This is a genomic window from Streptomyces sp. NPDC088812 (assembly GCF_044750285.1).
Lineage (GTDB): Bacteria > Actinomycetota > Actinomycetes > Streptomycetales > Streptomycetaceae > Streptomyces.
The window spans coordinates 154439-179736 of sequence record NZ_JBIVJP010000018.1; the positions used below are offsets into that span (position 1 = coordinate 154439).

The following is a 25298-nucleotide window of genomic DNA, read 5'->3' on the forward strand; positions in this document are numbered from 1 at the left end:
GCGGCCTCCGCCGGGCCTGCGGCCTCCGCCGGGCCTGCGGCCTCCGCCGGGCCTGCGGCCTCCGCCGGGCCTGCGGCCTCCGCCGGGCCTGCGGCCTCCGCCGGGCCTGCGGCCCCCGCCGTGCCCGCGGCCTCCGCCGTACCCGCGGCCTCCGCCGCGCCCGCGGCGTGGTCGGCCGTCGGCGCTCGGCGGCCGTTGCCGGGAAGGGAGCGGGACCTGGACCGGCTGTGCGGGATGCTGCGGGACGCCGCCGCCGGGCGTACCGGGTGGGCGGTGGTCTCCGGGGAGCCCGGGGCCGGCAAGACCCGGGTCGCCGAGGAGCTGGCCCGGCGGGCGGCCGACACCGGGTACGAGGTCCGGTGGACGCGGTGCGCGGGGGAAGGCCACCCGGGGGCGGGCCCGCCGGCCGGCGGACTGCGCCCGCTCACCGGGACGGCGGAGCGGACGGCCGAGGACGCGGTGCCACCCGCACCCACGCTGTGCATCGTCGAGGACGTCCATCTGGCGTCCGCCGGGACACGAACCCTCCTGTCCTTCGCCGCGCGGACCCTGCGCGACGCCCCGCTGCTCGTCCTGTGCACCGTGGCGGACGAACCCGGCCCCGCCACCGAGCGGCTCCTGGCGGAGCTGGCGGGACGCGATGCCGAGCGGATACGGCTCGCCCCGCTGACGGAGGCCGCCGTACGGCACGTCGTCCTCGCCACCGCGGACGACGGACACGTGACGGACGACAGGGCGCGGGAGTTCCTCGGCCTGAGCGGCGGGAACCCCTTCCTGCTCACCCAGTTGCTGAAGCAGGCGGCGGACCCCCGGGTCTCCCGGGCGGGGGGACGCGTCCCCGTGCCGCCGGCCGTGCAGAGCGTGGTCCGGGTCCGGCTCGCCGAGCTGTCACCCGCCGCCCGCCGGGTCGTCGACACCGCGGCCGTGCTCGGTGGCCGGCCCGACATGGGGCTCGTGGCCCGGCTCACCGGGCTGCCGGCCGGCCAGGTGCTCGAACTGGCGGATCAGGCCGTCGCGGCGCGCCTGCTGTCGTGGAGCGAGGAGCTGCCCCCGCACGAGACGGGCGGCTACCGCTTTCCCGCCGGGGTGCTGCTGCGGGGCGTACTCGCCGACCTCGGACCGGCCCGCCGTCAGGCGCTGCACGCCGAAGCCGACCGCCTGCTCGCGGCGCGGACGGTCCGCAACGACACGGAGGGCCCGGCCGTCACGCCCGTCGCGGCCACCGCAGCCGGCCCGGTCCGTGCGGTGCCGACCGGGCCGGTCCTGCCCAGGGCGGCGGCGACACCGGCAAGGACCAGGCGGCCGCTGTCCTGTTCGGCGGGACGGAGAGCGGTCCGCGGCAGGTGACACGCCTGGGGTGCCCGCCGTCGCGGCTGCGGCGGCCGGGCGGTCGGCGACGGCTAGCCGGTGAGTGCCTGGGTTCCTATGACGGCGAGGAGAGCGAGGCGTTCGGCGTCCTGGGTGCCGGGTTCGGCCGTGTAGACCATGACGCGCAGGTCGTTGTCGGCGACGACGAGCACGTCGCAGTCCAGGGTGAGGGCGCCGACGTGGGGATGGTCGACGGTCTTGCGGGCGGACTGGTGCCGGCCGACGGCGCCGGCTTCCCAGAGCTTCTCGAACGCGGCGCTCCGGGCGCGCAGTTCGGAGACGAGGCGGTGCAGTCGCTGATCGTCCGGGTAGCGGCTCGCGGTGCTGCGCAGGTCGGCGACCTGCGCGGCACGGAGCGCGCCCCGGGATTCGGGGGTGTGGCGTACGCGGGTGCCGGAGCCGAGGAAGTTGCGCCACACGGCGTTGAGGTCGTCGCCTCGCCATTCCCCCATCAGCGCCGTGTACAGCGGGTTGGCGAGGAGCTGGGTCCACGCCGCGTCGAAGACCGCGACGGGGGTGCCGGTGAGCCGGTCCATCATCCGCCGGACGCCGGGCGTGATGTACGACGAGACCGTCTGCGGGCCGGGGGGAACGAGTCCGGCGAGCTGGAAGAGGTGGGCGCGTCCGTCCCTGGGCAGCCGCAGGGCTCGGGCGAGGGCTTCGACGACCTGAGCGGAGGGGTGGGTGGCCCGTCCCTGTTCGAGACGGGTGATGTAGTCGACGGAGACCCCGGCCAGCTGGGCCAACTCCTCCCGGCGCAGTCCTGGAGCGCGTCGGTGGCCGCCGGAGGGCAGGCCCGCCGTCTCGGGCGCGACCTGGTCGCGCCGGCGTCGTAGCGCCGCGCCGAGTTCTGTCGTCCCCATACCGGCCAGTGTGGCGCACCGGCCGGAGAACGTGCCTGGTACCCGCAGTCCCAGGAAGGCGGGTCCACTACCTGCTCGTCGGCCGCGGCTCCACAGTGAAGACAGGCGGCGAGAGGAACGGCCGCAGCCCCGCGGTGGCCCAGGCCGGCGACGACCGCCCCGACGCCGTCCAGCGCCGGCACCGGGCAGAGACGACCGGCTCCACGCGAGCCGCACACCCCGGCCGCCCCAGCCGCCCACCCACGACCCACCACCCACCACCCACGACCCACGAGGAACGACACCCATGAGCAACCTCGCACTCGTCACCGGCGCCACCTCCGGGATCGGCAGGGCGTTCGCCGATCGCCTGGCCGCCGACGGCTACGACCTGGTGATCGTCGGCCGACGGCAGGAGCGCCTGGACGAGTTCGCCGCCGCCCACCCGGAGGTCGGGATCCGTCCCGTCGTGGCCGACCTGTCCGCCGACGAGGGCATCGACACCGTCGCCCGGATCTGCGCGGCCGAGCCGCTGGACCTGCTGGTGAACAACGCCGGCGTGGCCCACTACATGCCACTCGCCGACCTGCCCGCCGACAAGGCCCGCGAACTGGTCAAGGTCAAGGTCCTCGCGCCCACCCTGATCACCCGGGCCGCCGTCGCCGGGATGCAGGAGCGCGGCCGGGGCGCGATCGTCAACGTGGCCGGCATGATCGCCTTCAGCGGCCCCGCACCCGCCTCGGTGATGCCCCGCCGCGCCGTCTACGCCGGCACACTCGCCCACCTGGTGGCCATGTCCCAGACGCTCGGCGCCGAACTCGAAGGCACCGGCGTCCAGGTCGAGGTCGTCTGTCCCGGTGTGGTGGCCACCGAGTTCCACGAGCGTCAGGGGCTCGACCTGAGCGCCGTGCCCCGCATGAGCGCCGCCGACGTCGTCACCGCCGCCCTGCGCGGCCTGGAACTCGGCGAGGTCGTCTGCGCGCCCGGCGTGGAGGATCCCACTCTCCTCGACACCGTCTTCCGGGCCGATCTGGCGGCCTTCGCCGGCCAGAGCCCCGAACTCGCCTCCCGCTACCGGGCCGTCCGACCCCTGAACCACCGCACACCGTGAGCCCGCCCCTGACGCCTCGGCACCCGATGCTGCTGCGAGCCGCCCGCGCCGGTACACCTAGGATACGGCCGTGGAAACTCACTCCAGGAACCTGGCGAATCGTCTGCAGGCAGCGCGGAGCAGGACTTTCGTGGGGCGGTCCCTGGAACTGGGCCGGTTCCGGGCGGCGCTCGGCGGTGCTCCGGGAGCCGCCCCGGTCCTCTACGTCCACGGCCCCGGCGGGGTCGGCAAGTCGACGTTGCTCAGACGCTTCGAGGACGAGGCACGGCAGGCCGGCCGCAGGACCGTCTGGGTGGACGGCCGCCAGGTGAACCCGTCCCCGGCCGGGTTCGAGGCCGAGGCGGGCGAGGCCGTCACGGGCGCGGGCGTCGTGCTGTTCGTCGACGGCTTCGAACGCTGCCAGGGACTCGAGGGATGGCTGCGGGACCGGTTCCTGCCCGGACTGCGCGAGGACGCCGTCGTCGTCCTGGCGGGACGGCGTCCGCCGAGCGCCGAGTGGCTGTGCGACCTGGCCTGGAGCGATCTGCTGGAGGTGCTCCAGCTCGGCTCGCTGGACCCGCGGACGGCCGCCGCGCTGCTCGAGCGGCGCGGTGTGGCCCCCGCCCAGCACGAGGCCCTGCTCGCCTTCGCGGGCGGGCACCCGCTCGCGCTGAGCCTGGCGGCCTCCGTCTCGCTGGCCGGCTCCGCGGACACCTCGGAGTGGACCCCCGGCCCCGACGTGATCGCCACGCTGCTCTCCGTGCTCGTCGGGGAGCTGCCGTCGCGCAGCCACCGGCTGGCACTGGAGACCGCGGCCCACGCCCTGACGACGACCGAGCCCCTGCTGGGCGCGGTGGTCGGAGAGCGCGAGGCCGCCGAGATGTTCACCTGGCTGCGCGAGCTGCCGTTCAGCGGGTACGGGAGGCAGGGCCTGTTCCTGCACGAACTGGTGAGCGAGGTCCTCGACCACGACTTCCGCTGGCGCGACCTGGACAACTACGAGCAGATGCACGTCCGCACCGGCCACTACCTGCTGCAACGGGTCAGGACCGCCTCCGAGGCCGAGGCGATGAACGCGGTCCGGGCGCTCACCTACCTCAAGCGCTACGGACCGATGGCGCCGTACTTCCGGAAGATCGACCGGGAGGGGGACGTGTACGAGGACGTCCTGCGCCCGGACGACCACGAACAGGCGGTCCGGATGACCGTGGAGACCGAGGGGGACCGCTCCGCGGACGTCGTCCGCTTCTGGCTCCGGGAGCAGCCCGGCGCGTTCCGCATGTACCGCAGCGCGCAGACCGGGGAACTCGTCGCCTTCATGCTGTGGCTGCGGCTGACCGACCCGGAGGTGGGCAGCGACCTGGACCCGGTCGTCGCGGAGGCCTGGGCCGGCGTGGCGCGGAAGGGCCCGCTGCTGCCCGACCAGCACATGCTGATGAGCCGCTTCATGATCTACCCGGGGGCGTACGGCCAGATATCCACCGTCGGCCACCTGATGCAGCTGCGGATCTGCGGGGACTGGATCCGCTCCCGGGGCCTGGCGTGGTCGTTCATCACCTCGCCGGACGCGGAGCTGTGGGGCCCGCTGATGGACCACCTCGGCCACGAGGAGCTGTTCCGGACGCCCTGGGACCACGGCCGTGTCTTCACCACGTACGCCTGCGACTGGCGGGTGACACCGCTGGAGATCTGGTTCGACCGCACCCAGCCCGGAGCGCTCACCGAGGCGCCCTCCGCGCCGGCCGTGGACGGGCCGCCGCGCAGGACGCTGTCGAGGGAGGAGTTCGAGACGGCCGTGCGCCAGGCGCTGCGGGATCTGCACCGGTCGGACGCCCTGCGCGGCAGCGCCCTGTTCGACAGCCGGCTGGCCGCGCGTTCCGGCTGGACGGAGCGGGAGGACGCGGCGGAGGAGCTGCGGCGCACCCTGGTGAGCGCCGTGGACGAGCTGGGGCGGGACCCCAAGTCGGGCAAGCCCCACCGGGCCCTCGCCACCACCTACCTGAGCAGGGCCTCCACCCAGGAGGCGGCCGCGGCCCGGCTGGGGCTCCCGTACAGCACCTACCGCCGGCACCTCGCCGAAGGGCACAAGCGTCTGTGCGAGGTGCTGTGGCACTGGGAACTCGGCGGCGCCCCGGTGGACGACGGCCGCACCGCACCCGTGTGACCCGCACCCGTACACGTGCGGCCCGTACACCTGTGACCCGTACACGTGCGGCCCGTACACGTGCGGCCCGTACACGTGCGGCCCGTACACGTGCGGCCCGTACACGTGCGAACCGCACCCGGTGACCTGTACACGTGTAACCCGTACACGTGTGAACCGTCCCGCTCACCCGCCCCGTCTCACACCCGCCCGCCCCCCGCTGTGCGCCCGCCTTAACCCCCGGCGACCCGTCCGGGAGACGCCTGCGTAATGCGCGGTTCGTACCGTCGCTAAGGCTCTCACCAGGCCGATCGTCAGAAAGGGGGCGCCCGTGGCCGTGCCGGACCCGCGGACCGACAGCGCGACGGAGACGAAGGTGCGCACGGTCTGCTCGTACTGCGGCGTGGGCTGCGGCATGCTCCTGGACATCCGCACCGGACCGGACGGACGCCGTACGGTCCTGAAGGCGTCCGGGGACAAGGAGCACCCCGCGAACTTCGGCCGGCTGTGCACCAAGGGCGCGACCACCGCCGACATGCTCGCCGCACCCGGCCGGCTGACCACCGCCCTGGTCCGCCCCGAGCGCGGGGAGGAGCCGGAGCCCGCCCCCGTGGCCGCGGCCGTCGCCGAGACGGCCCGGCGGCTGCGCGCGATCGTCGACGAGCACGGGCCCGACGCGGTCGCCCTCTACGTCTCCGGCCAGATGAGCCTGGAGGCGCAGTACCTGGCGAACAAGCTGGTCAAGGGGTATCTGCGCAGCAACCAGATCGAGTCGAACTCCCGGCTGTGCATGGCCAGCGCCGGCACCGGCTACAAGCTGTCCCTCGGCGCCGACGGGCCGCCCGGCTCGTACGAGGACCTCGACAGGGCGGACGTCTTCCTGGTCATCGGGTCCAACATGGCCGACTGCCACCCGATCCTCTTCCTGCGGATGATGGACCGGGTGAAGGCCGGGGCGAAACTGATCGTCGTCGACCCGCGGCGCACCGCCACCGCCGCCAAGGCCGACCTGTTCCTCCAGGTCAGGTCCGGCACCGACCTCGCCCTCCTGAACGGCCTCCTGCACCTGCTGCACGAGAACGGCCACACCGACCCCGACTTCGTCGCCGCGTACACCGAGGGCTGGGAGGCGATGCCCGGGTTCCTCGCCGACTACCCGCCCGCGACCGTCGCCGAGATCACCGGCATCCCCGAGGCCGACCTGCGCGAGGCGGCCCGGCTGATCGGCGAGGCGGGGGAGTGGACGAGCTGCTGGACGATGGGCCTCAACCAGTCCACGCACGGCACCTGGAACACCAACGCCCTGGTCAACCTGCACCTCGCGACCGGCAAGATCTGCCGGCCGGGCAGCGGTCCCTTCTCCCTCACCGGCCAGCCCAACGCCATGGGCGGGCGCGAGATGGGCTACATGGGGCCGGGGCTCCCCGGCCAGCGGTCCGTCCTCGTCGACGCCGACCGCGCCTTCGTCGAGGAGCTGTGGGGGCTCCCGCCGGGCACGATCCGCGCCGACGGCGTCGGCAAGGGCACCGTCGAGATGTTCCGGAGGATGGCCGACGGCGAGATCAAGGCCTGCTGGATCATCTGCACCAACCCGGTCGCCTCCGTCGCCAACCGCAAGACGGTCATCGAGGGCCTGGAGGCCGCGGAGTTCGTCGTCGCCCAGGACGTCTTCGCCGACACCGAGACCAACGCGTACGCCGACGTGGTCCTGCCCGGCGCCCTGTGGACGGAGACCGAGGGCGTCCTCATCAACAGCGAGCGCAACCTCACCCTCGCCCGGCCCGCCGCCGACCCGCCCGGCGAGGCCACCGCCGACTGGCGCCTGATCGCCGACGTCGCCCGCGCGATGGGCTACGAGGACGGCTTCGCCTACGACAGCGCGGAGGAGATCTTCGAGGAGATCAAACGCGCCCACAACCCGCAGACCGGCTACGACCTGCGCGGAGTGACCTACGAGCGGCTGCGCGCCACCCCGGTGCAGTGGCCCGCCGCCACCCCCGACGGCCCCGACCGCAACCCGGTCCGGTACGTGAACGCCGACGGCTCGCTCACCTTCCCCACCGCGAGCGGCCGCGCCGTCTTCCACGCCCGCCCGCATGTCCCGCCCGCCGAGATGCCGGACGACGACTACCCGTTCGTCCTCAACACGGGCCGTCTCCAGCACCAGTGGCACACCCTGACCAAGACCGCCAAGGTGGCCAAGCTCAACAAGCTCGACCCGGGCCCCTTCGTCGAGCTGCACCCCGAGGACGCCGCCGCACTCGGGATCGCCGACGGCGACTCGGTGGAGGTCGCCTCCCGGCGCGGCCGGGCCGTGCTGCCCGCCGTCGTCACCGACCGGGTGCTGCCGGGCTCCTGCTTCGCGCCGTTCCACTGGAACGACCTGTTCGGCGAGTACCTCAGCGTCAACGCGGTCACCGGTGACGCCGTCGACCCGCTCTCCTTCCAGCCCGAACTGAAGGTGTGCGCGGTGTCGCTGACCAAGGTGTCCACGCCGGTGACCGTACGGACCGCGACGGCGCCCGCCGCGGCGGGCACGGTACCCGTGGCCGCGCCGGTGACCGGTGCGCGGGTGCTCGTCCCGACCGCCGTCCAGCCCTCCGCCGCCGCCGTCTTCGGCCTGGACCCCGCCCCGCCGCCCGTCCTGAGCGAGCGGGAGCGGCAGTACCTGGTCGGCTTCCTCGCCGGCATCCCGGCCGGCGCCCCCGGCGTCCCCGTCCTCCCCCCGGACGCCCCGTTCAGCCCCGAGCACGCCCTGTGGGTCAACGGCACCCTGGCCGGCATGTACTCCCGCACCGCCCCCGACGCCGGCTCCGAGCCGCCCGCCGGGCGCCGGATCGTCATCCTGTGGGCGTCGCAGACCGGCAACGCCGAGGACTTCGCCACCACCACCGCCGAACGGCTCACCGCCGGCGGCCACAGCACCTCCCTCGTCGCCATGGACGAGGCCGACCCCGCCGCCCTGCCCGCGGGCGCCGACCTGCTGCTGATCACCAGCACCTTCGGCGACGGCGACGCCCCCGACAACGGCGCCGGCTTCTGGGACGGCCTGACCACCCTCGACGCCGGGCGCCTCGCGGGCCGCCGGTACGCCGTCCTGGCCTTCGGGGACTCCTCCTACGACGACTTCTGCGGGCACGGCCGCCGCCTGGACCGCCGTATGGACGAGCTGGGCGCGGTACGGCTGGCGCCGCGCACCGACTGCGAACCGGACTACGAACCGCAGGCCGAGGCCTGGCTGGACCAGGTGCTCACCGCCCTCAAGGACGCCACGGAACCGGCCCCGGCCCAGCTCTCGCCCTCCCCGGTCCCCGCCCTGGCCGCCCAGGCCGCGCACTCCCCGGCTCCGGCCCCCGCCGCGCCCCGCGCCAAGCGGCCCGCCCCCGTCACCGCCCGCCTCACCGGCAACCGCCTGCTCAGCCTGCCGGGCTCCGGCAAGGAGGTGCGCCGCTTCACCTTCGACACCCGCGACAGCGACACCCCGCTGCAATACGAGGCCGGCGACGCCCTCGGCGTACGGCCCCTGAACTCCCCGGCACTGGTGGCGGAGTGGCTGGCGGTCACCGGTCTGGACGCGGACGCGGCCGTGCGGGTGAACGGCGTCGGCGAGGTCGCCCTCGGCGAGGCCCTGCTGCGCCACCTCGACATCACCCGGATCTCACCGGCCCTGCTGCGGTTCACCGCCGACCGCGCCCGCGACCCGCGCGAGCTGCGCAAGCTGCTGCGCCCGGACAACAAGGACGAGCTGGCGAAGTGGTCCTGGGGCCGGCAGGCCGTCGACGTGGCCGCCGAGTTCGGCATCCGGGCCGGGGCACAGGAGTGGACCGGGACACTCGGCCGCCTCCAGCCCCGGCTGTACTCCATCTCGTCCAGCCCGCTCACCGACCCCCACCTGGTCTCCCTCACCGTCTCGGTCGTCCGGTACGAGAACCTGGCCGGCCGCCCCCGCCAGGGCGTCTGCTCGCCCTTCCTCGCGGACGCCGGGCCCGGCACCGAGGTACCGGTGCACGTGCAGCGCTCCCCGCACTTCCGGCCGCCCGCCGACCCGGCGGTGCCGATGGTGATGGTGGGCCCCGGCACCGGCGTCGCCCCGTTCGTCGGCTTCCTTCAGGAGCGCCGGGCACGCGGGCACCGGGCGCCGAACTGGCTGTTCTTCGGCGAACAGCACCGGGCGACCGACTTCTACTACGAGCAGGAGCTGACCGCCTTCCTGGCCGACGGCACCCTCGGCCGCCTGGACACGGCCTTCTCCCGCGACCAGCGGGCCAAGGTGTACGTGCAGGACCGGATGCGCGAGCACGGCTCCCAGCTGTGGTCCTGGCTCCGGGACGGCGCCCACTTCTACGTGTGCGGCGACGCCTCCCGCATGGCCAAGGACGTCGACCGGGCGCTGCGCGACATCGCCGTCGTCCACGGCGGCCTGGGGGAGGAGGAGGCCGCGGCCTACGTCAAGCAGCTCGCCTCGGACAAGCGGTACGTGCGGGACGTGTACTGACGGGCGGCCGCCTTCCCGAGGCCGGTGGCCGGTGGCCGGTGGTGCGCCGACACGCGTTCATCTTCGGCCGTGTCCGGCGCGTCACTGTTCGGATGATCGACAGGGATGGACAAGATCTGACGCACCCTCCGTCCCGTGCAGCCGCACGGTTCGCCCCGAGGAAGGTCATGGTCATGTCGCACCCGCACGTGTCGTCCATGGACCGGCCGGACCGCCCCCAGCGGGCGGTCGTCAGCCGTCGCCGTCTCCTCGAAGGATCCGCCGCCGTGCTCGGCGCGCTCGCCCTCTCCGCCCCCGCCACCGCCCACCGGGCCGCCGCGGCGGACCCGGCCCCGGAGTGGAACGGCCGCATCGACGTCTTCCGGCTCGGCACCGAACCCCCGCACACCACCCTCATGCCGTACGCCGGCCTCGGCCAGGCCCTCGCCGCCGACCGCACCCGCTCCCCGTACCGGCTCGACCTCGACGGGACCTGGAGATTCGCCTACGCCGAGCGCCCCGACGAGCGGGACGCCGACTTCCACCGCACCGACCTCGACGACACCTCCTGGGAGACGATCCCCGTCCCCTCCGTCTGGCAGCTGCACGGCCACGACCGCCCCATCTACCTCAACATCACCTACCCCTACTGGGGCCCCAACGGCCTGGGCGAGGACCCGCAGCCCCCTGCCGCGCCCACCCGCTACAACCCGGTCGGCCAGTACCGGCGCACCTTCACCGTGCCCGGGGAGTGGGCCGGCCGGCGCACCTTCCTGCACTTCGAGGGCGTCAAGTCCGCGCACTACGTCTGGATCAACGGCGAGCTGGCCGGCTACCACGAGGACTCCTACACCCCCGCCGAGTACGACATCACCGACCGCCTCCGGCCGGGCACCAACCAGATCGCCGTGGAGGTCTACCGCTACTCCGACGGGGACTGGCTGGAGGACCAGGACATGATCCGGCTGAGCGGCATCTTCCGCTCGGTCTACCTGTACTCCACCCCGTCCGTGCACCTGCGGGACTTCAAGCTGGACACCCCGCTCGGCGACGGCCACACCTCCGCGGAGCTGTCGGTCACGGCGAGCGTGCGGGACTACGGGGACGGCGCGGACGGCCCGGCGGGGGAGGGGCCCGGCCACCGGTACACCGTCGACACCCTCCTGTACGACGCCGACGGCCACCCCGTGTGGTCCCGCCCGCTCCAGCAGCCCGTCGACCTCACCCCCGGCGGCGAGACGACCGTCCGGGCGGCGAAGGCCGTACCCGCCCCCCGCCTCTGGTCCGCGGAGCACCCGTACCTGTACACCGCCGTCCTGCGGCTGCGCGACCCCGCCGGCCGGGTCATCGAGACGCTGTCGCACCGGGTCGGTCTGCGCGAGTTCGCCCTGAAGGGCGGGCTGATGCGGATCAACGGCCGGCCCGTCTCCTTCCGCGGCACCAACCGGCACGAGATGCACCCGGCCCGCGGCACCGCCCTCACCCGCGCGGACCTCGTCGAGGACATCCGGCTCATCAAGCGCCTGAACATCAACTCCGTGCGCACCTCCCACTACCCCAACAACCCGCACTGGTACGAACTGGCCGACGAGTACGGCCTCTACCTCGTCGACGAGACCAACCTGGAGACGCACGGCATCCGCTCCCGGTACCCCGGCGACCACCCCGACTGGACCGCCGCCTGCGTGGCCCGCGCCCGGAACATGGTCCACCGCGACAAGAACCACGCCTCGGTCGTCCTGTGGTCCCTCGGCAACGAGGCCGGCGCCGGCCGCACCTTCACCGCCATGTACGACTGGATCCGCTCCTACGACCCCACCCGTGTCATCCAGTACGAGGGCGACGACAGTCCCGGCGTCAGCGACATCCGCTCCCGCATGTACGAGACACCCGCCCGGGTCGAGCAGCGCGCCGAGGACGCCACGGACACCCGCCCGTACGTCATGATCGAGTACTCCCACGCGATGGGGAACTCCAACGGCAACCTCGAGAAGTACTGGGACGTCGTCCGCCGCCACGACGTCCTCCAGGGCGGCTGGATCTGGGACTTCGTCGACCAGTCCCTGTACTGGCCCACCCCCGTGCGCACCCTGTTCACCGAGACCGGCCCCGGCCGGCTGCGCGGCGAGCTGATGGCCTCCAGCGGCACCTTCGACCGGACCCGGGGCGTCTTCGGCGCCACCGTCTTCGCCCGCGACCCGAGCCTGGACCTCACCGGGTCCCTCACCCTGGAGGCCTGGGTCACCCCGCACGTCACCGGCTACCACCAGCCGATCATCGCCAAGGGCGACACCCAGTACGCGCTGAAGCAGACCGACCGCACCCTGGCGTTCTTCCTCCACGACGGCAGCCGGTGGATCACCGCGAGCTGGGCCCTGCCCGACGACTGGACCGGCCGCGAACACCACGTCGCGGGCGTCTTCGACGCCGACGCGGGCACCCTCACCCTGTACGTCGACGGCGTGGTACGGGCCACCCGCGCCACCGATCGCCGCCCCGCCGTCAACACCGCCCCCCTCGCGCTCGGCAACGACACCGACAACCACACCCGCGAGTTCAGCGGCACCGTCCGCCGGGCCCGCGTCCACGCCCGCGCCCTCACCGCCGCCGAACTCGCCGACGACGGCCGCGGCCCCGGCGACGACGGAGTGCGGTTCTGGTTCGACGCGGCCACCGTCGCCGTGGCGGAGGAGCGGCCGCGCGAGAAGACCTTCCTCGCCTACGGCGGCGACTGGGGCGACCTGCCCAACGACGGCGCCTTCGTCGCGGACGGCATCGTCACCGCCGACCGGGGCCACACCGGCAAGGCCGCCGAGGTCAAGCGGGTCTACCAGGCGATCGGCGCGGCACCCGTGCCCGGACGCCCGGCGGGCACGGTCACGCTGACCAACGAGTACCTCTTCACCGACCTCAGGGACTTCCGCGGACGGTGGACCCTCGTCGCCGACGGCACGGCGGTGCGCCACGGCGAACTGACCCGCGGCCAGCTGGGCGTACCGCCCCTGACCGCCAAGGACATCACCGTCCCCGTACGGCTCCCGGCCGCCCCGGACCCCGGCACCGAGTACTTCCTCGCGCTCTCCTTCACCCTGCGGGAGCCCACCCCGTGGGCGCGGGCCGGCTTCGAGGTGGCCCGCCACCAGATCCCGCTCGACGCCGGCAGCCCGCCCGTGACGCCCGTGCCCCTGGCGCGCGTCCCCGCCCTCACCCACGACGACGGCCCCACCGAGGTCACCGTCACCGGCCGGGACTTCTCCGTCACCGTCGACAAGCGCACCGGCGTCATCACCTCCTACGAGGCCGCCGGCACCTCCCTGATCGTCTCCGGCCCCGCGCCCAACTTCTGGCGGGCGCCCACCGACAACGACAAGGGCAACGGCCAGCACACCCGCAACCGGACCTGGCGCGACGCCGGCGCGCACCGCACCGTGACCGGCGTCGGCGTGCGCGCCCTGCGGGACCGGGCCGTGGAGATCACGGTCACCGGCACGCTCCCGACGGCCGTGACGTCGGCGTACACCACCACCTACACCGTCTTCGGCAACGCCGAGATCAAGGTCGACCACACCCTGCACCCGGGCGCCGTGAGCCTGCCGTACCTCCCGGAGGTGGGCAGCCTGCTGTTCCTCCCCGCCCGGCTGGAGCACCTGCACTACTACGGGCGCGGCCCCGAGGAGAACCACTGGGACCGCAACAACGGCACCGACGTCGGCCGGTACTCGGGGACCATCTCCGAGCAGTGGACCCCCTACGTCCGCCCGCAGGAGAACGGCAACAAGACCGACGTCCGCTGGGTCGCCCTCACCGACCGCGACGGCGTCGGCCTGCTGGCCACGGGCGAGCCCCTGCTGGAGGTCAACGCCTCCCACTTCACCCCCGAGGACCTGTCGGCCGGGGTCCGCCACGACTACCAGCTCACCCCGCGCGAGGAGGTCGTGCTGCGCCTGAGCCACCGCCAGATGGGTGTCGGCGGCGACAACAGCTGGGGCGCCCACACCCACGACGAGTACAAGCTGTTCGCCGACCGCGACTACGCCTACACCTACCGGCTGCGGCCCCTGACCGACGTCGGCGGGGCGACGGCGCTCTCGCGCACCCCCACCGCGGGGGAGTGACCCGCGTCCGCCGGTGCCGTTCCCCGTCCGTGTGACGCCGTCCACACCGGACGATCTCTGTGGCGACGGGAGGGGAAGAGCGGAACAATCCACCACGGAACGGGTAACGGAATCGACGGAAGAGGGAACCTCCCATGGCCGAGCAGGACGAACGCTTCGACGTCGTGGTCCTCGGGGCCGGCCCCGGCGGCTACGTCGCCGCGGTCCGCGCCGCCCAGCTGGGCAGACGGGTCGCCGTCGTCGAGGAGAAGTACTGGGGCGGCGTCTGCCTGAACGTGGGCTGCATCCCCACCAAGGCCCTCCTGCGCAACGCCGAGCTCGCCCACCTCCTCACCCACGAGGCGAAGACCTTCGGCATCAGGTTCGACGGCCAGGTCTCCTTCGACTACGGCGAGGCGTTCCGCCGCAGCCGCAAGGTCGCGGACGGCCGGGTCAAGGGCGTCCACTACCTGATGAAGAAGAACAGGATCACCGAGTTCGACGGCCGCGGCACCTTCCTCGACCCGCACACCCTCCAGGTCGCCGGCTACGACGGCGAGACCCGCACGATCGGCTTCGACCACTGCGTCATCGCCATCGGCGCCACCCCCAAGCTCCTCCCCGGCACCCGCCGCACCTCCCGCGTGGTGACGTACGAGGAGCAGATCCTCGCCGAGGAGCTCCCGGAGTCGATCGTCATCGCGGGCGCCGGCGCGATCGGCGTCGAGTTCGCCTACGTGCTGCACAACTACGGCGTGCAGGTCACCGTCGTGGAGTTCCTGGACCGCATGGCCCCGCTGGAGGACGCCGAGGTCTCCGCCGAACTCGCCCGGCAGTACCGCAGGCTCGGCATCGACGTGCTCACCTCCACCCGCGTCGACGCCATCGACGAGTCCGGCCCCCGGGTCCGCGTCACGGTCACCGGCAAGGACGGCGCCCAGCACGTCCTGGAGACCGACAAGGTCCTCCAGGCGATCGGCTTCGCCCCGAACGTGACCGGCTACGGCCTGGAGAACACCGGCGTCCGGGTCACCGAGCGCGGCGCGATCGACGTCGACGGCCGCTGCCGCACCTCCGTCCCGCACCTGTACGCCATCGGCGACGTCACCGCGAAGCTGATGCTCGCGCACGCCGCCGAGGCGATGGGCGTGATCGCCGCCGAGACCCTCGCGGACGCGGAGACCATGGAGCTCGACTACGCCATGATCCCCCGGGCCACCTTCTGCCAGCCCCAGGTCGCCAGCTTCGGCTACACCGAGGCCCAGGCCCGCGACCTCGGGTACGACGTCAAGGTCGCGAAGTTCCCCTTCAGCGCCAACGGCAAGTCCCACGGCCTCGGCGACACCACCGGCTTCGTCAAGCTGATCAGCGACGCGATGCACGGCGAGCTGATCGGCGGCCACCTCATCGGCCCCGACGTCACCGAGCTGCTGCCCGAGCTGACCCTGGCCCAGCAGTGGGACCTCACCGTCCACGAGGTCGCCCGCAACGTCCACGCCCACCCGACCCTGAGCGAGGCCGTCAAGGAGGCCGTCCACGGCCTCGCCGGCCACATGATCAACATGTGAGGACGGCCGGCCGGGCCGTTCACCCGGACGGCCCGGCCGCGCTCGCACCCGACGGACGTCCGGGGTGTCCTGCAACGGAGCCCCACGGAAGGGACGCCCGGCCATGACCTCCCACCCCGGCCCGAGCCCGGACCGCCCGAGCCCGGACCGCCCGAGCCCGGACCGCCCGAGCCCGGACCGCCCGAGCCCGGACCGCCCGAGCCCGCACCACCCGAGCCCGCACCACCCGAGCCCGGACCGCCCGACGCCGGGCGGCGGCCCGCCGGGCGAGATCGGCACCGCCTGGTCCACTCCGCGCGGCGGCCCGCGCCCACCCTCCCCGCGCGACGCCCGGATCGCCGGCGGCGTCGCCTTCGCCGGCGTCCTGATGCTGTGCGGTGGCGTCCTCTCCGTCCTCCAGGGCATCGCCGCGCTCGCCGGGGACGAGGTCTACGCCCGGGTCGGCTCCTACGTCTACGCGCTGAGCCTCACCGCCTGGGGCGCCGTCCACGTCGCCCTCGGCGTCCTCGCCGCCGTCACCGGCGCCGGTCTGCTCAGGGGCGCCGCCTGGGCCCGCTTCCCGGGCGTCTTCCTGGCCGCGCTCGGCCTGGTCGCCCAGTTCCTGTTCCTGCCCTACGAACCGCTCTGGTCGGTCGTGATCATGGGGGTGGACGGGTACGTGATCTGGGCGCTGACCGCGCGGACGGGGGCGTAGGGGCGCGCGCGGGCCGCCGTCCCCGCCGGGCGGCGGGGGCCGGTGCGAGCCGGTCGGCGTGCGGGGGCCGGGACGAGGGGCGTGCGCCCCTACCGGTCCTCCTGCTCGGCCGTGTCGCTGATGCCCAGCCGCAGGTGCTCCACGTGGTAGACGGCCTGGTCGAGGAGTTCGGCGACATGGTGGTCGTGCAGGGCGTAGACGACCGAGCGGCCGCGCCGCTCGCCCACCACCAGGCCCAGGTTGCGCAGCAGCCGCAACTGGTGCGAGCACGCCGACTGCTCCATCCCCACCTCGGCCGCCAGCTCCGTCGCGGGCAGCGGCCCTTCCCGCAGCCGGGCGAGGATCAGCAGGCGTGAGGGGGTGGACAGGGCCTGGAGGGTGGTGGCCACCTTGGCCGCGTTGCCCGCGTCCAGGCGGACGCGCTCGGTGGCTGCGGGGGTGACGGCTCCATGACCCATGCGGGCCATCTTACCCATCGCATATGAACGAATGAATGACTCTTCATGTGTTCCTGTATCGTGGCCGCGTGCCCACCACCACCCTCACCTCCCCGCCGTCCGCCGCGACCGCCCCGGCGCCGCCACGCCGCCGCACCCGGCTCCTCGCCCTCCCCGAGGCCCGCTGGGCCCTCGCCGCCACCCTCGCCTTCCTGCTGGGCCTCGCGCTGGACCTCGGCGGCGCACCGGCCTGGGCGTCCGCCGTCCCCTACGCGGTCGCCTACGTCACCGGCGGCTGGGAGCCCGCCCTCGAAGGCCTGCGGGCGCTGCGCGGGAAGACCCTCGACGTCGACCTGCTGATGATCGTCGCCGCGCTCGGCGCCGCCGCCATCGGCCAGGTCCTCGACGGCGCCCTCCTCATCGTCATCTTCGCCACCTCCGGCGCCCTGGAGGCCCTGGCCACCGCCCGCACCGCCGACTCCGTCCGCGGCCTCCTCGACCTCGCCCCCGACACCGCGACCCGGCTCACCGACGACGGCGAGGAGACCGTCCCCGCCGCCGCGCTCGCCGTCGGCGACCTGCTGCTGATCCGCCCGGGCGAACGCGTCGGCGCCGACGGCCGTGTCGTCGACGGCGTCAGCGAGGCCGACCAGGCGACCATCACCGGCGAACCGCTGCCCGTGGTCAAGCGCCCCGGCGACGAGGTCTTCGCCGGCACCCTCAACGGCACCGGCGCCCTCCGCGTCCGCGTCGGACGCGACCCCGCCGACTCGGTCATCGCCCGCATCGTCACCCTGGTCGAGGAGGCCTCCCGCACCAAGGCGCCCACCCAGCTCTTCGTCGAGCGGATCGAACAGCGCTACGCCGTCGCCGTCGTGGCCGCCACCCTCGCCGTCTTCGCCGTGCCGCTCGCCTTCGGCGCGCAGCTCACCGACGCCCTGCTGCGCGCCATGACCTTCATGATCGTCGCCTCGCCGTGCGCCGTCGTCCTCGCCACCATGCCGCCCCTGCTGTCCGCCATCGCCACCGCCGGCCGCCACGGCGTCCTGGTCAAGTCCGCGGTCGCCATGGAACGGCTCGGCGAGATCGACACCGCGGCCCTCGACAAGACCGGCACCCTCACCGAGGGCGCCCCCGAGGTCACGGCCGTCACCCCGCTGCCCGGATCCGGCGTCGACGAGGACGCCCTCCTCGCCCTCGCCGCGGCCGCCGAGCACCCCAGCGAGCACCCGCTGGCCCGCGCCGTCGTGGCGGCGGCGCGCGAGCGGGGCCTGCGGATCGCCCCCGCCGAGGACTTCACGGCGACGCCCGGACAGGGAGTCACGGCCCTCGTCGAGGGCCGGCCGGTCACCGTGTGCCGGGCGGACACCGGCCATGCCCCGGCAGGCCCCGGGACGGAGGGGACCGTGGTCCTGGTACGCGTCGCCGGCGCCCCCGCCGGCACCCTCACCCTCACCGACCGCCTGCGCCCCGCCGCCCCCGCCGCCACCGAGGCGCTCACCGCCCTCACCGGCACCGCCCCGGTCCTCCTCACCGGCGACAACGCCCGGGCCGCCGCCCGCGTCGCCGACGCCACCGGCATCACGGACGTCCGCGCCGGCCTGCTCCCGCAGGACAAGGCCGAGGCCGTCCGAGAACTCCAGCGCTCCGGCCGCAGGGTGCTGTTCGTCGGGGACGGCGTCAACGACGCGCCCGCGCTTGCCGCCGCCCACGCCGGCCTGGCCATGGGCCGGGCCGGTTCCGACCTGGCCCTGGAGACCGCGGACGCCGTCGTCGTCCGCGACGACCTCACCACGGTCGCGGCCGTCGTACGGCTGTCGCGGACCGCGCGCCGGCTGGTGGTGCAGAACCTGGTGATCGCGGGGACGTTCATCACCGGCCTGGTGCTCTGGGACCTCGTCGGCCACCTGCCGCTGCCGCTCGGGGTGGCCGGGCACGAGGGGTCGACCGTGCTGGTCGGACTCAACGGACTGCGGCTGCTGCGGGACCGCGCCTGGCGGCAGTGAACCGGGAAGGCGAGTCGGGAAGACGTACCGGGTGGTCGCATCGGGAAGGCGAGTCGGGAAGACGTACCGGGTGGTCGCATCGGGAAGGCGAGTCGGGAAGACGTACCGGGTGGTCGCATCGGGAAGGCGAGTCGGGAAGACGAACCGGTAGGCGCATCAGGAAGGCGAGTCAGGAAAAGATGCGAACCCGAATCGGGAAGGCACCGGCCACCCGAGCTCGATGTCGGATTCTCGCCAGCACCGCCCCGGGCCGGTGGCCGATGCTGAAGGCATGCGGAACGGGATGCACACCGACCGGGAGCGCTGCCTGCGCGCCGTGCAGTCGAAGGACGCGCGGTTCGACGGCTGGTTCTTCACGGCGGTCTCGACCACCGGGATCTACTGCCGGCCCAGCTGCCCGGTCGTGGCGCCCAAGCCGGAGAACATGACCTTCCACCCGAGTGCCGCCGCCTGCCAGCAGGCCGGTTTCCGGGCCTGCAAACGGTGCCGGCCGGACACCAGCCCGGGCTCCCCGGAGTGGAACCACCGCGCCGACCTCGTCGCCCGCGCCATGCGGCTCGTCGCCGACGGCGTCGTCGACCGCGAAGGGGTGCCCGGACTCGCCGCCCGCCTCGGCTACAGCACCCGCCAGGTGGAACGCCAGCTCCTCGCCGAACTCGGCGCCGGCCCCCTCGCCCTGGCCCGCGCCCAGCGCGCCCAGACCGCCCGCCTCCTCATCGAGACCAGCGAACTGCCCATGGCGGACGTGGCGTTCGCCGCCGGCTTCGCCTCCGTCCGCACCTTCAACGACACGGTGCGCGAGGTGTTCGCGCTCTCCCCGAGCGACCTGCGCGCCCGCGTCCCGAAGAAGAGCGGCGCCCCGCGCCCGGCGTCCCCCACCGCCGGGACGCTCCACCTCCGCCTGCCGTTCCGCGCCCCCCTCAACCCCGACAACCTCTTCGGCCACCTCGCCGCGACCGGCGTGCCCGGGGTGGAGGAGTGGCGCGACGGGGCCTTCCGGCGCACGCTGCGCCTGCCGTACGGACACGGCATCGTGGCGCTCACCCCGCACCCCGACCACATCGGCTGCCGGCTCACCCTCACCGACCTGCGCGACCTCACCGTCGCCATCAGCCGCTGCCGGCGCCTGCTCGACCTGGATGCCGACCCGGTCGCCGTCGACGACCACCTGCGCACCGACCCGCAGCTCGCGCCGCTGGTCGACAAGGCACCCGGCCGCCGCGTCCCGCGCACGGTGGACGAGGCGGAGTTCGCCGTCCGGGCGGTCCTGGGCCAGCAGGTGTCCACGGCGGCTGCCCGCACCCACGCGGCCCGCCTGGTCACCGCCCACGGCGACCCCGTCGACGACCCCGACGGCGGCCTCACCCACCTCTTCCCGACCCCCGAGGCCCTCGCCGCGCTCGACCCCGGGACCCTGGCGATGCCCCGCACCCGCCGCACCACCTTCACCACCCTCGTACGGCACCTCGCCGGGGGCTCCCTGCACCTGGGCGTGGAGAGCGACTGGGCCGAGGCCCGCGCCCGCCTGCTGTCCCTCCCCGGCTTCGGCCCCTGGACCGTCGACGTCATCGCCCTGCGCGCCCTCGGCGACCCCGACGCCTTCCTCCCCACCGACCTGGGCGTCCGCCGCGCCGCCCGGGAACTGGGCCTGCCCTCCACCCCGGCGGCGCTCACGGCCCGCGCGGCGGCCTGGCGCCCCTGGCGGGCCTACGCGGTCCAGTACCTGTGGGCGACCGACAGCCACCCGATCAACGTCCTGCCGACCTGAGGAACCCCGATGCACACCCCCACGAAGCGGCACACGCTCGTCGACAGCCCCTACGGCCCCCTCACCCTCGTCGCCGACGACGGAGTCCTGTGCGGCCTCTACATGACCGAACAGCGCCACCGCCCACCGCAGGAGACCTTCGGCGCCCGCGACGACACCCTCTTCACCGAGGCCCGGGACCAGCTGGAGGCGTACTTCGACGGCGAGCTGAAGCACTTCACCCTCCGGCTCCGCCTGCACGGCACCCCGTTCCAACGCGCGGTCTGGGACGAACTCCGGCACATCCCCTACGGCGAGACCCGCACCTACGGCGAACTCGCCCGGACCCTCGGCACCCCGACCGCCTCCCGCGCCGTCGGCCTCGCCAACGGCAGGAACCCCGTCGGCATCATCGTCCCCTGCCACCGCGTCGTCGGCGCCGACGGCAGCCTCACCGGCTACGGCGGCGGCCTCGCCCGCAAACACCGCCTCCTGGCCTTCGAGAGCGGCACGTCCCTCTTCTAGGCCCGTGTCCTACCCCTGGGCCAGGTCCCGCAGCAGCCTGGGCAGCGCGGTCCCGATCGGCTCCCGTACGACCTCGTCGGCGATGTCGTCGTACGGTGTCGGCTCGGCGTTGACGATGATCAGGCGGGCGCCGTGGTCGGCGGCGACACCCGTGAGGCCCGCCGCCGGATGGACCTGGAGGCTGGTGCCGACGGCGAGGAACACCTGGCAGGCCTTGGTGATCGCGACGGCGTCACCGAGGACCACCGGGTCGAGGCGTTCGCCGAACATCACGGTCGCCGACTTCAGGATCCCGCCGCAGCCGAGGCACGGCGGATCGTCCTCACCGGCCTCCACCCGCGCCAGCGCGTCCCGCATCGATCCGCGCGTGTGGCACCGGGTGCACACCACGCCGCGCGCGGAGCCGTGCAGTTCGAGCACCTTGCGGGCGGGCAGCCCGGCGAGCTGGTGCAGTCCGTCCACGTTCTGCGTGATCACCCGCACCGGCACCCCGGACCGTTCCAGTTCGGCCACCGCCCGGTGCGCCGCGTTCGGTTCCGCCCGGAGCGCCCAGGTTCCGCGCCGCATCTGCCAGGACCGCCGCCGGATCTCCGGGTCGCGCATGTAGTACTCGTACGTGACGAGCTTCTCCGCCTCCGGGTCCCGCCGCCACAGCCCGTCGGGGCCGCGGTAGTCGGGGATGCCGGAGTCCGTGGAGACGCCGGCGCCGCTGAGGAGGGCGACGAGGGGTTTGGCCATGTCGCCGAGGGTAGGGCGGGGGATCCGGTACGGGCGAACGGATATCGGGCGGGCGGGAACCGGTGCTACGGTCCCGCCATGGCCAAGGTCGCTGTCTCCCTCGATGCCGAACTCGTCGTCGAGGTCATGGTGCTCACCGGTGTGGGCAGCCCCCAGGACGCCGTCGAAGTCGTCGTGCGCGACTACATCGAGCGCGGGCACCGCACCGAGGCGCGGACGGCCACGCGGGACGAGGCGCTGCGGGCGGTGGACGTGAAACCGCGCGACGTGGAGGGCTGACCACCCGCCTGCCGCCGCTCCGTCACCGGGGCCCGGCCGCCGCTCACGCCACCCGGTGGCCGTTCTCCAGTTCGGCCGTGCCCGAGCCGTCCGCCAGGACGTCCAGCGCGGCCAGCACGCGCAGGCCCAGCGAGCCCCGCAGGTGGTCGGTGATCTCCGCGCGCGGCACCAGCCGCCAGGACAGCAGCTCCTCCTCCTGCAACCGGATCGCCTTGAGGTCGTCGTCGGTGAGGACCCCGCCGTCGTAGACGTACGCCACCAGGGGCGGCCGGTTCGTGCCGTGCGCCCAGTCCACCGTGAGCAGCCGGCCCGGTTCGCGGTCCAGGCCGATCTCCTCGAGCGTCTCGCGGCGGGCCGCCTGCCGTGGGGTCTCGCCGTCGTCGGACTCGATCGTGCCGCCCGGCAGCGTCCACCCCTCGCGGTAGTTCGGCTCGACCAGGAGCACCCGCCCCTCGCCGTCCCGGAACAGCACCGCGGCGCCGGCCAGGACGCGGGGGAGGGAGGCGATGTAGGCGGCGAAGGACGTCTCAGCAGTGGTCATCCTGGAAGGGTAACCAGGCCCCGCACCTTCCACCCGGCTCACTGCGCGGCGCACGGGAGCGGGGGACGGCCCCGGTCACGGCGTGTCCGCCCCCACCAGCCGCAGCGTCCGTTCCGCCAGCTCACTGATCCGCACCCCGTCGAAGCCGAACACAGCGCTGCGCACGGTGTCCTCCAGCGGTTCCGTCCACTGGCCGGGGATCGCCCGCGCGCCGGTCAGGACCCCGGCGACCGAACCGGCCGTCGCCCCGTTGGAATCGGTGTCCAGGCCGCCGCGGACGGTGAGGGTGATGGTGCGGGTGAAGTCGCCGTCGCCGTACAGGAGCCCGGCGGTGAGGACGGCCGCGTTGGGGACCGTGTGGATCCAGCCGAGGCCCGCCGTCTCCTCCGCGACCGTGGTCAGCGTGTCCTCCCAGGACAGGCGGGTGCCGTGGAGGGAGACGACACGGCGTACGGTGCGGGCGAGCCGGCAGCTCGCCGGGATCACGGCCAGCGCCTCCTCGACGGCGTGCCGGACCGTCGGCGCCGTGAACGCCGCCGAGACCAGCGCCGCCGCCCACATCGCGCCGTACACACCGTTGCCGGTGTGGGACAGCACGGCGTCGCGGCGGGCCAGCGCGGCGGCCCGGTAGGGAACGCCGGGGCAGGTCCAGCCGTAGACGTCGGCGCGGATGAGCGCGCCGATCCACTCCTGGTAGGGGTTGTCGTACGTCGCCGTCAGCGGTGGTTTCAGCCCGTTGGCGAGGTTGCGGTACGCAGCCCGCTCCGCCGTGAACGTCTGGAGGTACGGCAGCCGCAGCAGCCACTGCTCGCCGACCCGCTCGGTGCTGAAGCCGAAGCCGTACGTCTCCAGCAGGTCCAGGCCGAGGATGGCGTAGTCCACGTCGTCGTCGCGGCAGCTGCCGTGGATGCGGCCGCGCACGCACTGCCGCCACTCGGGGCGCAGCGGCGCGTCGTCGTCCCCGGGGGCCGGCGCCGGCAGGTAGTCGGTGAGCGGCAGGGCCGCGGCCCGCCGCAGATAGCGGTCGATGCGCTCGCGCGTCCACACGTCGCCCTGCTCGACCGGTTTGCCGAGCATGTTGCCGGCGATCCGGCCGAGCCAGCCGCCGAGGACGCGGTCGGCGAGCTCGTGATCGGTGCCCACAGGGGTCATGGCTGCGGAGTACCCGTTTCCGGCGCCGCCGTGCGGCTCCGTCGCTGTTCGAGGGCCGGGCGGGGCATGACGGCGGGGGTGTCCTGAGGTTAAGGTCACTGCGGCGCGGCTGGCCCCGACGTGCGAGGGGCCCGGAGAGCAAGGGGATGCAAGGTGGCGGACGCTGCAGCGCAGGGCACGCACAGGGTGCTCGTGGCCGCGGACAAGTTCAAGGGCTCGTTGACGGCGGTGGAGGTCGCCGAGCGGGTGACGGCCGGGCTGCGCCGGGTCGTGCCGGAGGCCGAGGTCGAGGCCCTGCCGGTCGCCGACGGCGGCGACGGCACGGTCGACGCGGCGGTCGCGGCCGGATTCGAACGCCGGGAGGTACGGGTCGCCGGGCCCCTCGGCCACGAGGTCACCGCCGCGTTCGCGCTGCGCGGTGACACCGCGGTCGTGGAGATGGCCGAGGCGAGCGGTCTCCAGCGCCTCCCGGCCGGGGTGTTCGCCCCGCTCACGGCCTCCACGTACGGCTCCGGGGAACTGCTGCGGGCCGCGCTGGACGCCGGCGCCCGCACGATCGTGTTCGGGGTCGGCGGCAGCGCCACCACCGACGGCGGCGCGGGCATGCTGTCCGCGCTGGGCGCCCGCCTCCTGGACGAGGAGGGCGAGCCGGTCGCCCCGGGCGGCGGTGGCCTCACGGACCTGGCCCGTGTCGACCTGTCGGGCCTCGACCCCCGGCTGTCCTCCGTCGACCTGGTCCTCGCCAGCGACGTCGACAACCCGCTGACCGGCCCGAAGGGCGCCCCGGCGGTGTACGGGCCGCAGAAGGGCGCCTCCCCGGACGACGTCGAGACGCTGGACGCGGCGCTCGCGCGGTTCGCGAAGGTGCTGGAGGCCGCGGTCGGTCCGAAGGCCGCGGAGTACGCCGCCGCGCCGGGCGCGGGCGCCGCGGGCGGCATCGGCTACGGAGCGCTCCTGCTCGGTGCCCGCTTCCGTGCCGGGATCGAGGTCATGCTCGACGTGCTGGGGTTCGCGCCGGCGCTGGAGCGGGCGGATCTGGTGATCACCGGCGAGGGCTCGCTGGACGCGCAGACCCTGCACGGCAAGGCGCCCGCGGGTGTCGCCGCCGCCGCTCGCGCGGCCGGCAAGGAGGTCGTGGCCGTCTGCGGCCGTCTCGCCCTGCCGCCGGAGGCGCTGGGCCGGGCCGGGATCCGGCGGGCCTACCCGCTGACGGAGGCCGAGCCGGACGTCGCCCGCTGCATCGCGGAGGCCGGGCCGATCCTGGAGCGGGTGGCCGAGCGGATCGCCCGGGACTTCCTGGTCTGATCCGCCAGGGGGCTCCGCCCCCTGGACCCCCGTCGGCCCTGAACGGGCCTCGTCCTCAATCGCCGGACGGGCTGGTTGGGTCTGGCGGGCCTCGTTTCCCTGCGTGGCCGGACGGGCTGGGTGGGTGCGAGGGGCCTGGCCTCTTCTCCCAGCGCCGCCGGACGGGCTGGTTGGGTCTGGCGGGCCTCGTTTCCCTGCGTGGCCGGACGGGCTGGGTGGGTCTGAGGGGCCTGGCCCCATTCTCCCAGCGCGGCCGGACGGGCTGGTTGGGTCTGACGGGCCTCGTCTCCCTGCG

General features: G+C 74.2%; 17 protein-coding genes. 12 read left to right on the plus strand and 5 right to left on the minus strand.

Translation table 11 applies throughout. The features are described 5' to 3' along the window. The first annotated feature begins 120 nt into the window (after positions 1 to 120). Positions 121 to 1347: an AAA family ATPase gene (locus ACIP67_RS28965; RefSeq protein WP_401695801.1), complete on the plus strand. Its 1227-nt coding sequence runs from the start codon at positions 121 to 123 to the stop codon at positions 1345 to 1347. A gap of 53 nt (positions 1348 to 1400) precedes the next feature. Here the strand turns inward: ACIP67_RS28965 and ACIP67_RS28970 are convergent, their stop codons facing one another. Beyond that, entirely contained in the window at positions 1401 to 2231 is an 831-nt protein-coding gene (locus ACIP67_RS28970; protein ID WP_401695803.1) for a helix-turn-helix transcriptional regulator, read from the minus strand. 286 nt (positions 2232 to 2517) lie between these two features. Here ACIP67_RS28970 and ACIP67_RS28975 point away from each other — a divergent pair, with 286 nt between their 5' ends. From ACIP67_RS28975 to ACIP67_RS29000, 6 genes are all read left to right on the plus strand, one after another. Beyond that, the gene (locus ACIP67_RS28975) at positions 2518 to 3321 is read left to right on the plus strand and encodes an SDR family NAD(P)-dependent oxidoreductase (protein WP_401695804.1); all 804 of its coding nucleotides are present in this window, start codon (positions 2518 to 2520) and stop codon (positions 3319 to 3321) included. Positions 3322 to 3451: 130 nt separating this feature from the next. Next, positions 3452 to 5464: an ATP-binding protein gene (locus tag ACIP67_RS28980; protein ID WP_401695806.1), complete on the plus strand. Its 2013-nt coding sequence runs from the start codon at positions 3452 to 3454 to the stop codon at positions 5462 to 5464. Between the two features lie 394 nt (positions 5465 to 5858). Next, positions 5859 to 9938 carry a molybdopterin-dependent oxidoreductase gene (locus ACIP67_RS28985; RefSeq protein ID WP_401695871.1) on the plus strand — a complete coding sequence of 1360 codons (4080 nt, stop codon included), beginning with the start codon at positions 5859 to 5861 and terminating at the stop codon, positions 9936 to 9938. A 173-nt stretch (positions 9939 to 10111) separates the two neighbouring features. Next, on the plus strand, positions 10112 to 14032 hold the full coding sequence (locus ACIP67_RS28990) for a glycoside hydrolase family 2 TIM barrel-domain containing protein (protein ID WP_401695807.1): 3921 nt from the start codon (positions 10112 to 10114) through the stop codon (positions 14030 to 14032). 134 nt (positions 14033 to 14166) lie between these two features. Further along, a complete protein-coding gene (lpdA, locus tag ACIP67_RS28995) occupies positions 14167 to 15579 on the plus strand; it encodes a dihydrolipoyl dehydrogenase (protein WP_401695808.1) in 1413 nt (470 codons plus the stop codon). A gap of 103 nt (positions 15580 to 15682) precedes the next feature. Next, positions 15683 to 16273: a hypothetical protein gene (locus ACIP67_RS29000; RefSeq protein ID WP_401695809.1), complete on the plus strand. Its 591-nt coding sequence runs from the start codon at positions 15683 to 15685 to the stop codon at positions 16271 to 16273. A gap of 89 nt (positions 16274 to 16362) precedes the next feature. On the opposite strand, the gene ACIP67_RS29005 is transcribed toward ACIP67_RS29000, so the two are convergent. Continuing rightward, on the minus strand, positions 16363 to 16731 hold the full coding sequence (locus tag ACIP67_RS29005; protein WP_401695810.1) for an ArsR/SmtB family transcription factor: 369 nt from the start codon (positions 16729 to 16731) through the stop codon (positions 16363 to 16365). Between the two features lie 35 nt (positions 16732 to 16766). On the opposite strand from ACIP67_RS29005, the gene ACIP67_RS29010 reads away from it, so the two are divergent. The 3 genes from ACIP67_RS29010 (at position 16767) to ACIP67_RS29020 (ending at position 20988) form a co-directional block, all read left to right on the plus strand. After that, on the plus strand, positions 16767 to 18716 hold the full coding sequence (locus tag ACIP67_RS29010) for a heavy metal translocating P-type ATPase (protein ID WP_401695811.1): 1950 nt from the start codon (positions 16767 to 16769) through the stop codon (positions 18714 to 18716). A gap of 271 nt (positions 18717 to 18987) precedes the next feature. Continuing rightward, on the plus strand, positions 18988 to 20484 hold the full coding sequence (locus ACIP67_RS29015) for an AlkA N-terminal domain-containing protein (protein ID WP_401695812.1): 1497 nt from the start codon (positions 18988 to 18990) through the stop codon (positions 20482 to 20484). A gap of 9 nt (positions 20485 to 20493) precedes the next feature. Further along, a complete protein-coding gene (locus ACIP67_RS29020) occupies positions 20494 to 20988 on the plus strand; it encodes a methylated-DNA--[protein]-cysteine S-methyltransferase (protein ID WP_401695814.1) in 495 nt (164 codons plus the stop codon). 9 nt (positions 20989 to 20997) lie between these two features. Here ACIP67_RS29020 and ACIP67_RS29025 read toward each other — a convergent pair whose 3' ends face one another. Continuing rightward, entirely contained in the window at positions 20998 to 21726 is a 729-nt protein-coding gene (locus ACIP67_RS29025; RefSeq protein WP_401695815.1) for an SIR2 family NAD-dependent protein deacylase, read from the minus strand. A gap of 78 nt (positions 21727 to 21804) precedes the next feature. On the opposite strand from ACIP67_RS29025, the gene ACIP67_RS29030 reads away from it, so the two are divergent. Continuing rightward, positions 21805 to 22005, plus strand: a complete 201-nt coding sequence (locus ACIP67_RS29030) for a DUF2191 domain-containing protein (RefSeq protein WP_401695816.1) — start codon at positions 21805 to 21807, stop codon at positions 22003 to 22005. A 43-nt stretch (positions 22006 to 22048) separates the two neighbouring features. Here the strand turns inward: ACIP67_RS29030 and ACIP67_RS29035 are convergent, their stop codons facing one another. Together ACIP67_RS29035 and ACIP67_RS29040 are read right to left on the minus strand one after the other, a co-directional pair. After that, positions 22049 to 22546 (minus strand): NUDIX domain-containing protein, encoded by a 498-nt coding sequence (locus ACIP67_RS29035; protein WP_389514718.1) that lies wholly within the window; start codon positions 22544 to 22546, stop codon positions 22049 to 22051. A 75-nt stretch (positions 22547 to 22621) separates the two neighbouring features. Then, positions 22622 to 23698: an ADP-ribosylglycohydrolase family protein gene (locus ACIP67_RS29040; RefSeq protein ID WP_401695817.1), complete on the minus strand. Its 1077-nt coding sequence runs from the start codon at positions 23696 to 23698 to the stop codon at positions 22622 to 22624. A 186-nt stretch (positions 23699 to 23884) separates the two neighbouring features. Between ACIP67_RS29040 and ACIP67_RS29045 the strand changes: the two genes are divergently transcribed. Further along, positions 23885 to 25003, plus strand: a complete 1119-nt coding sequence (locus tag ACIP67_RS29045; protein WP_401695872.1) for a glycerate kinase — start codon at positions 23885 to 23887, stop codon at positions 25001 to 25003. Positions 25004 to 25298 lie beyond the last annotated feature (295 nt).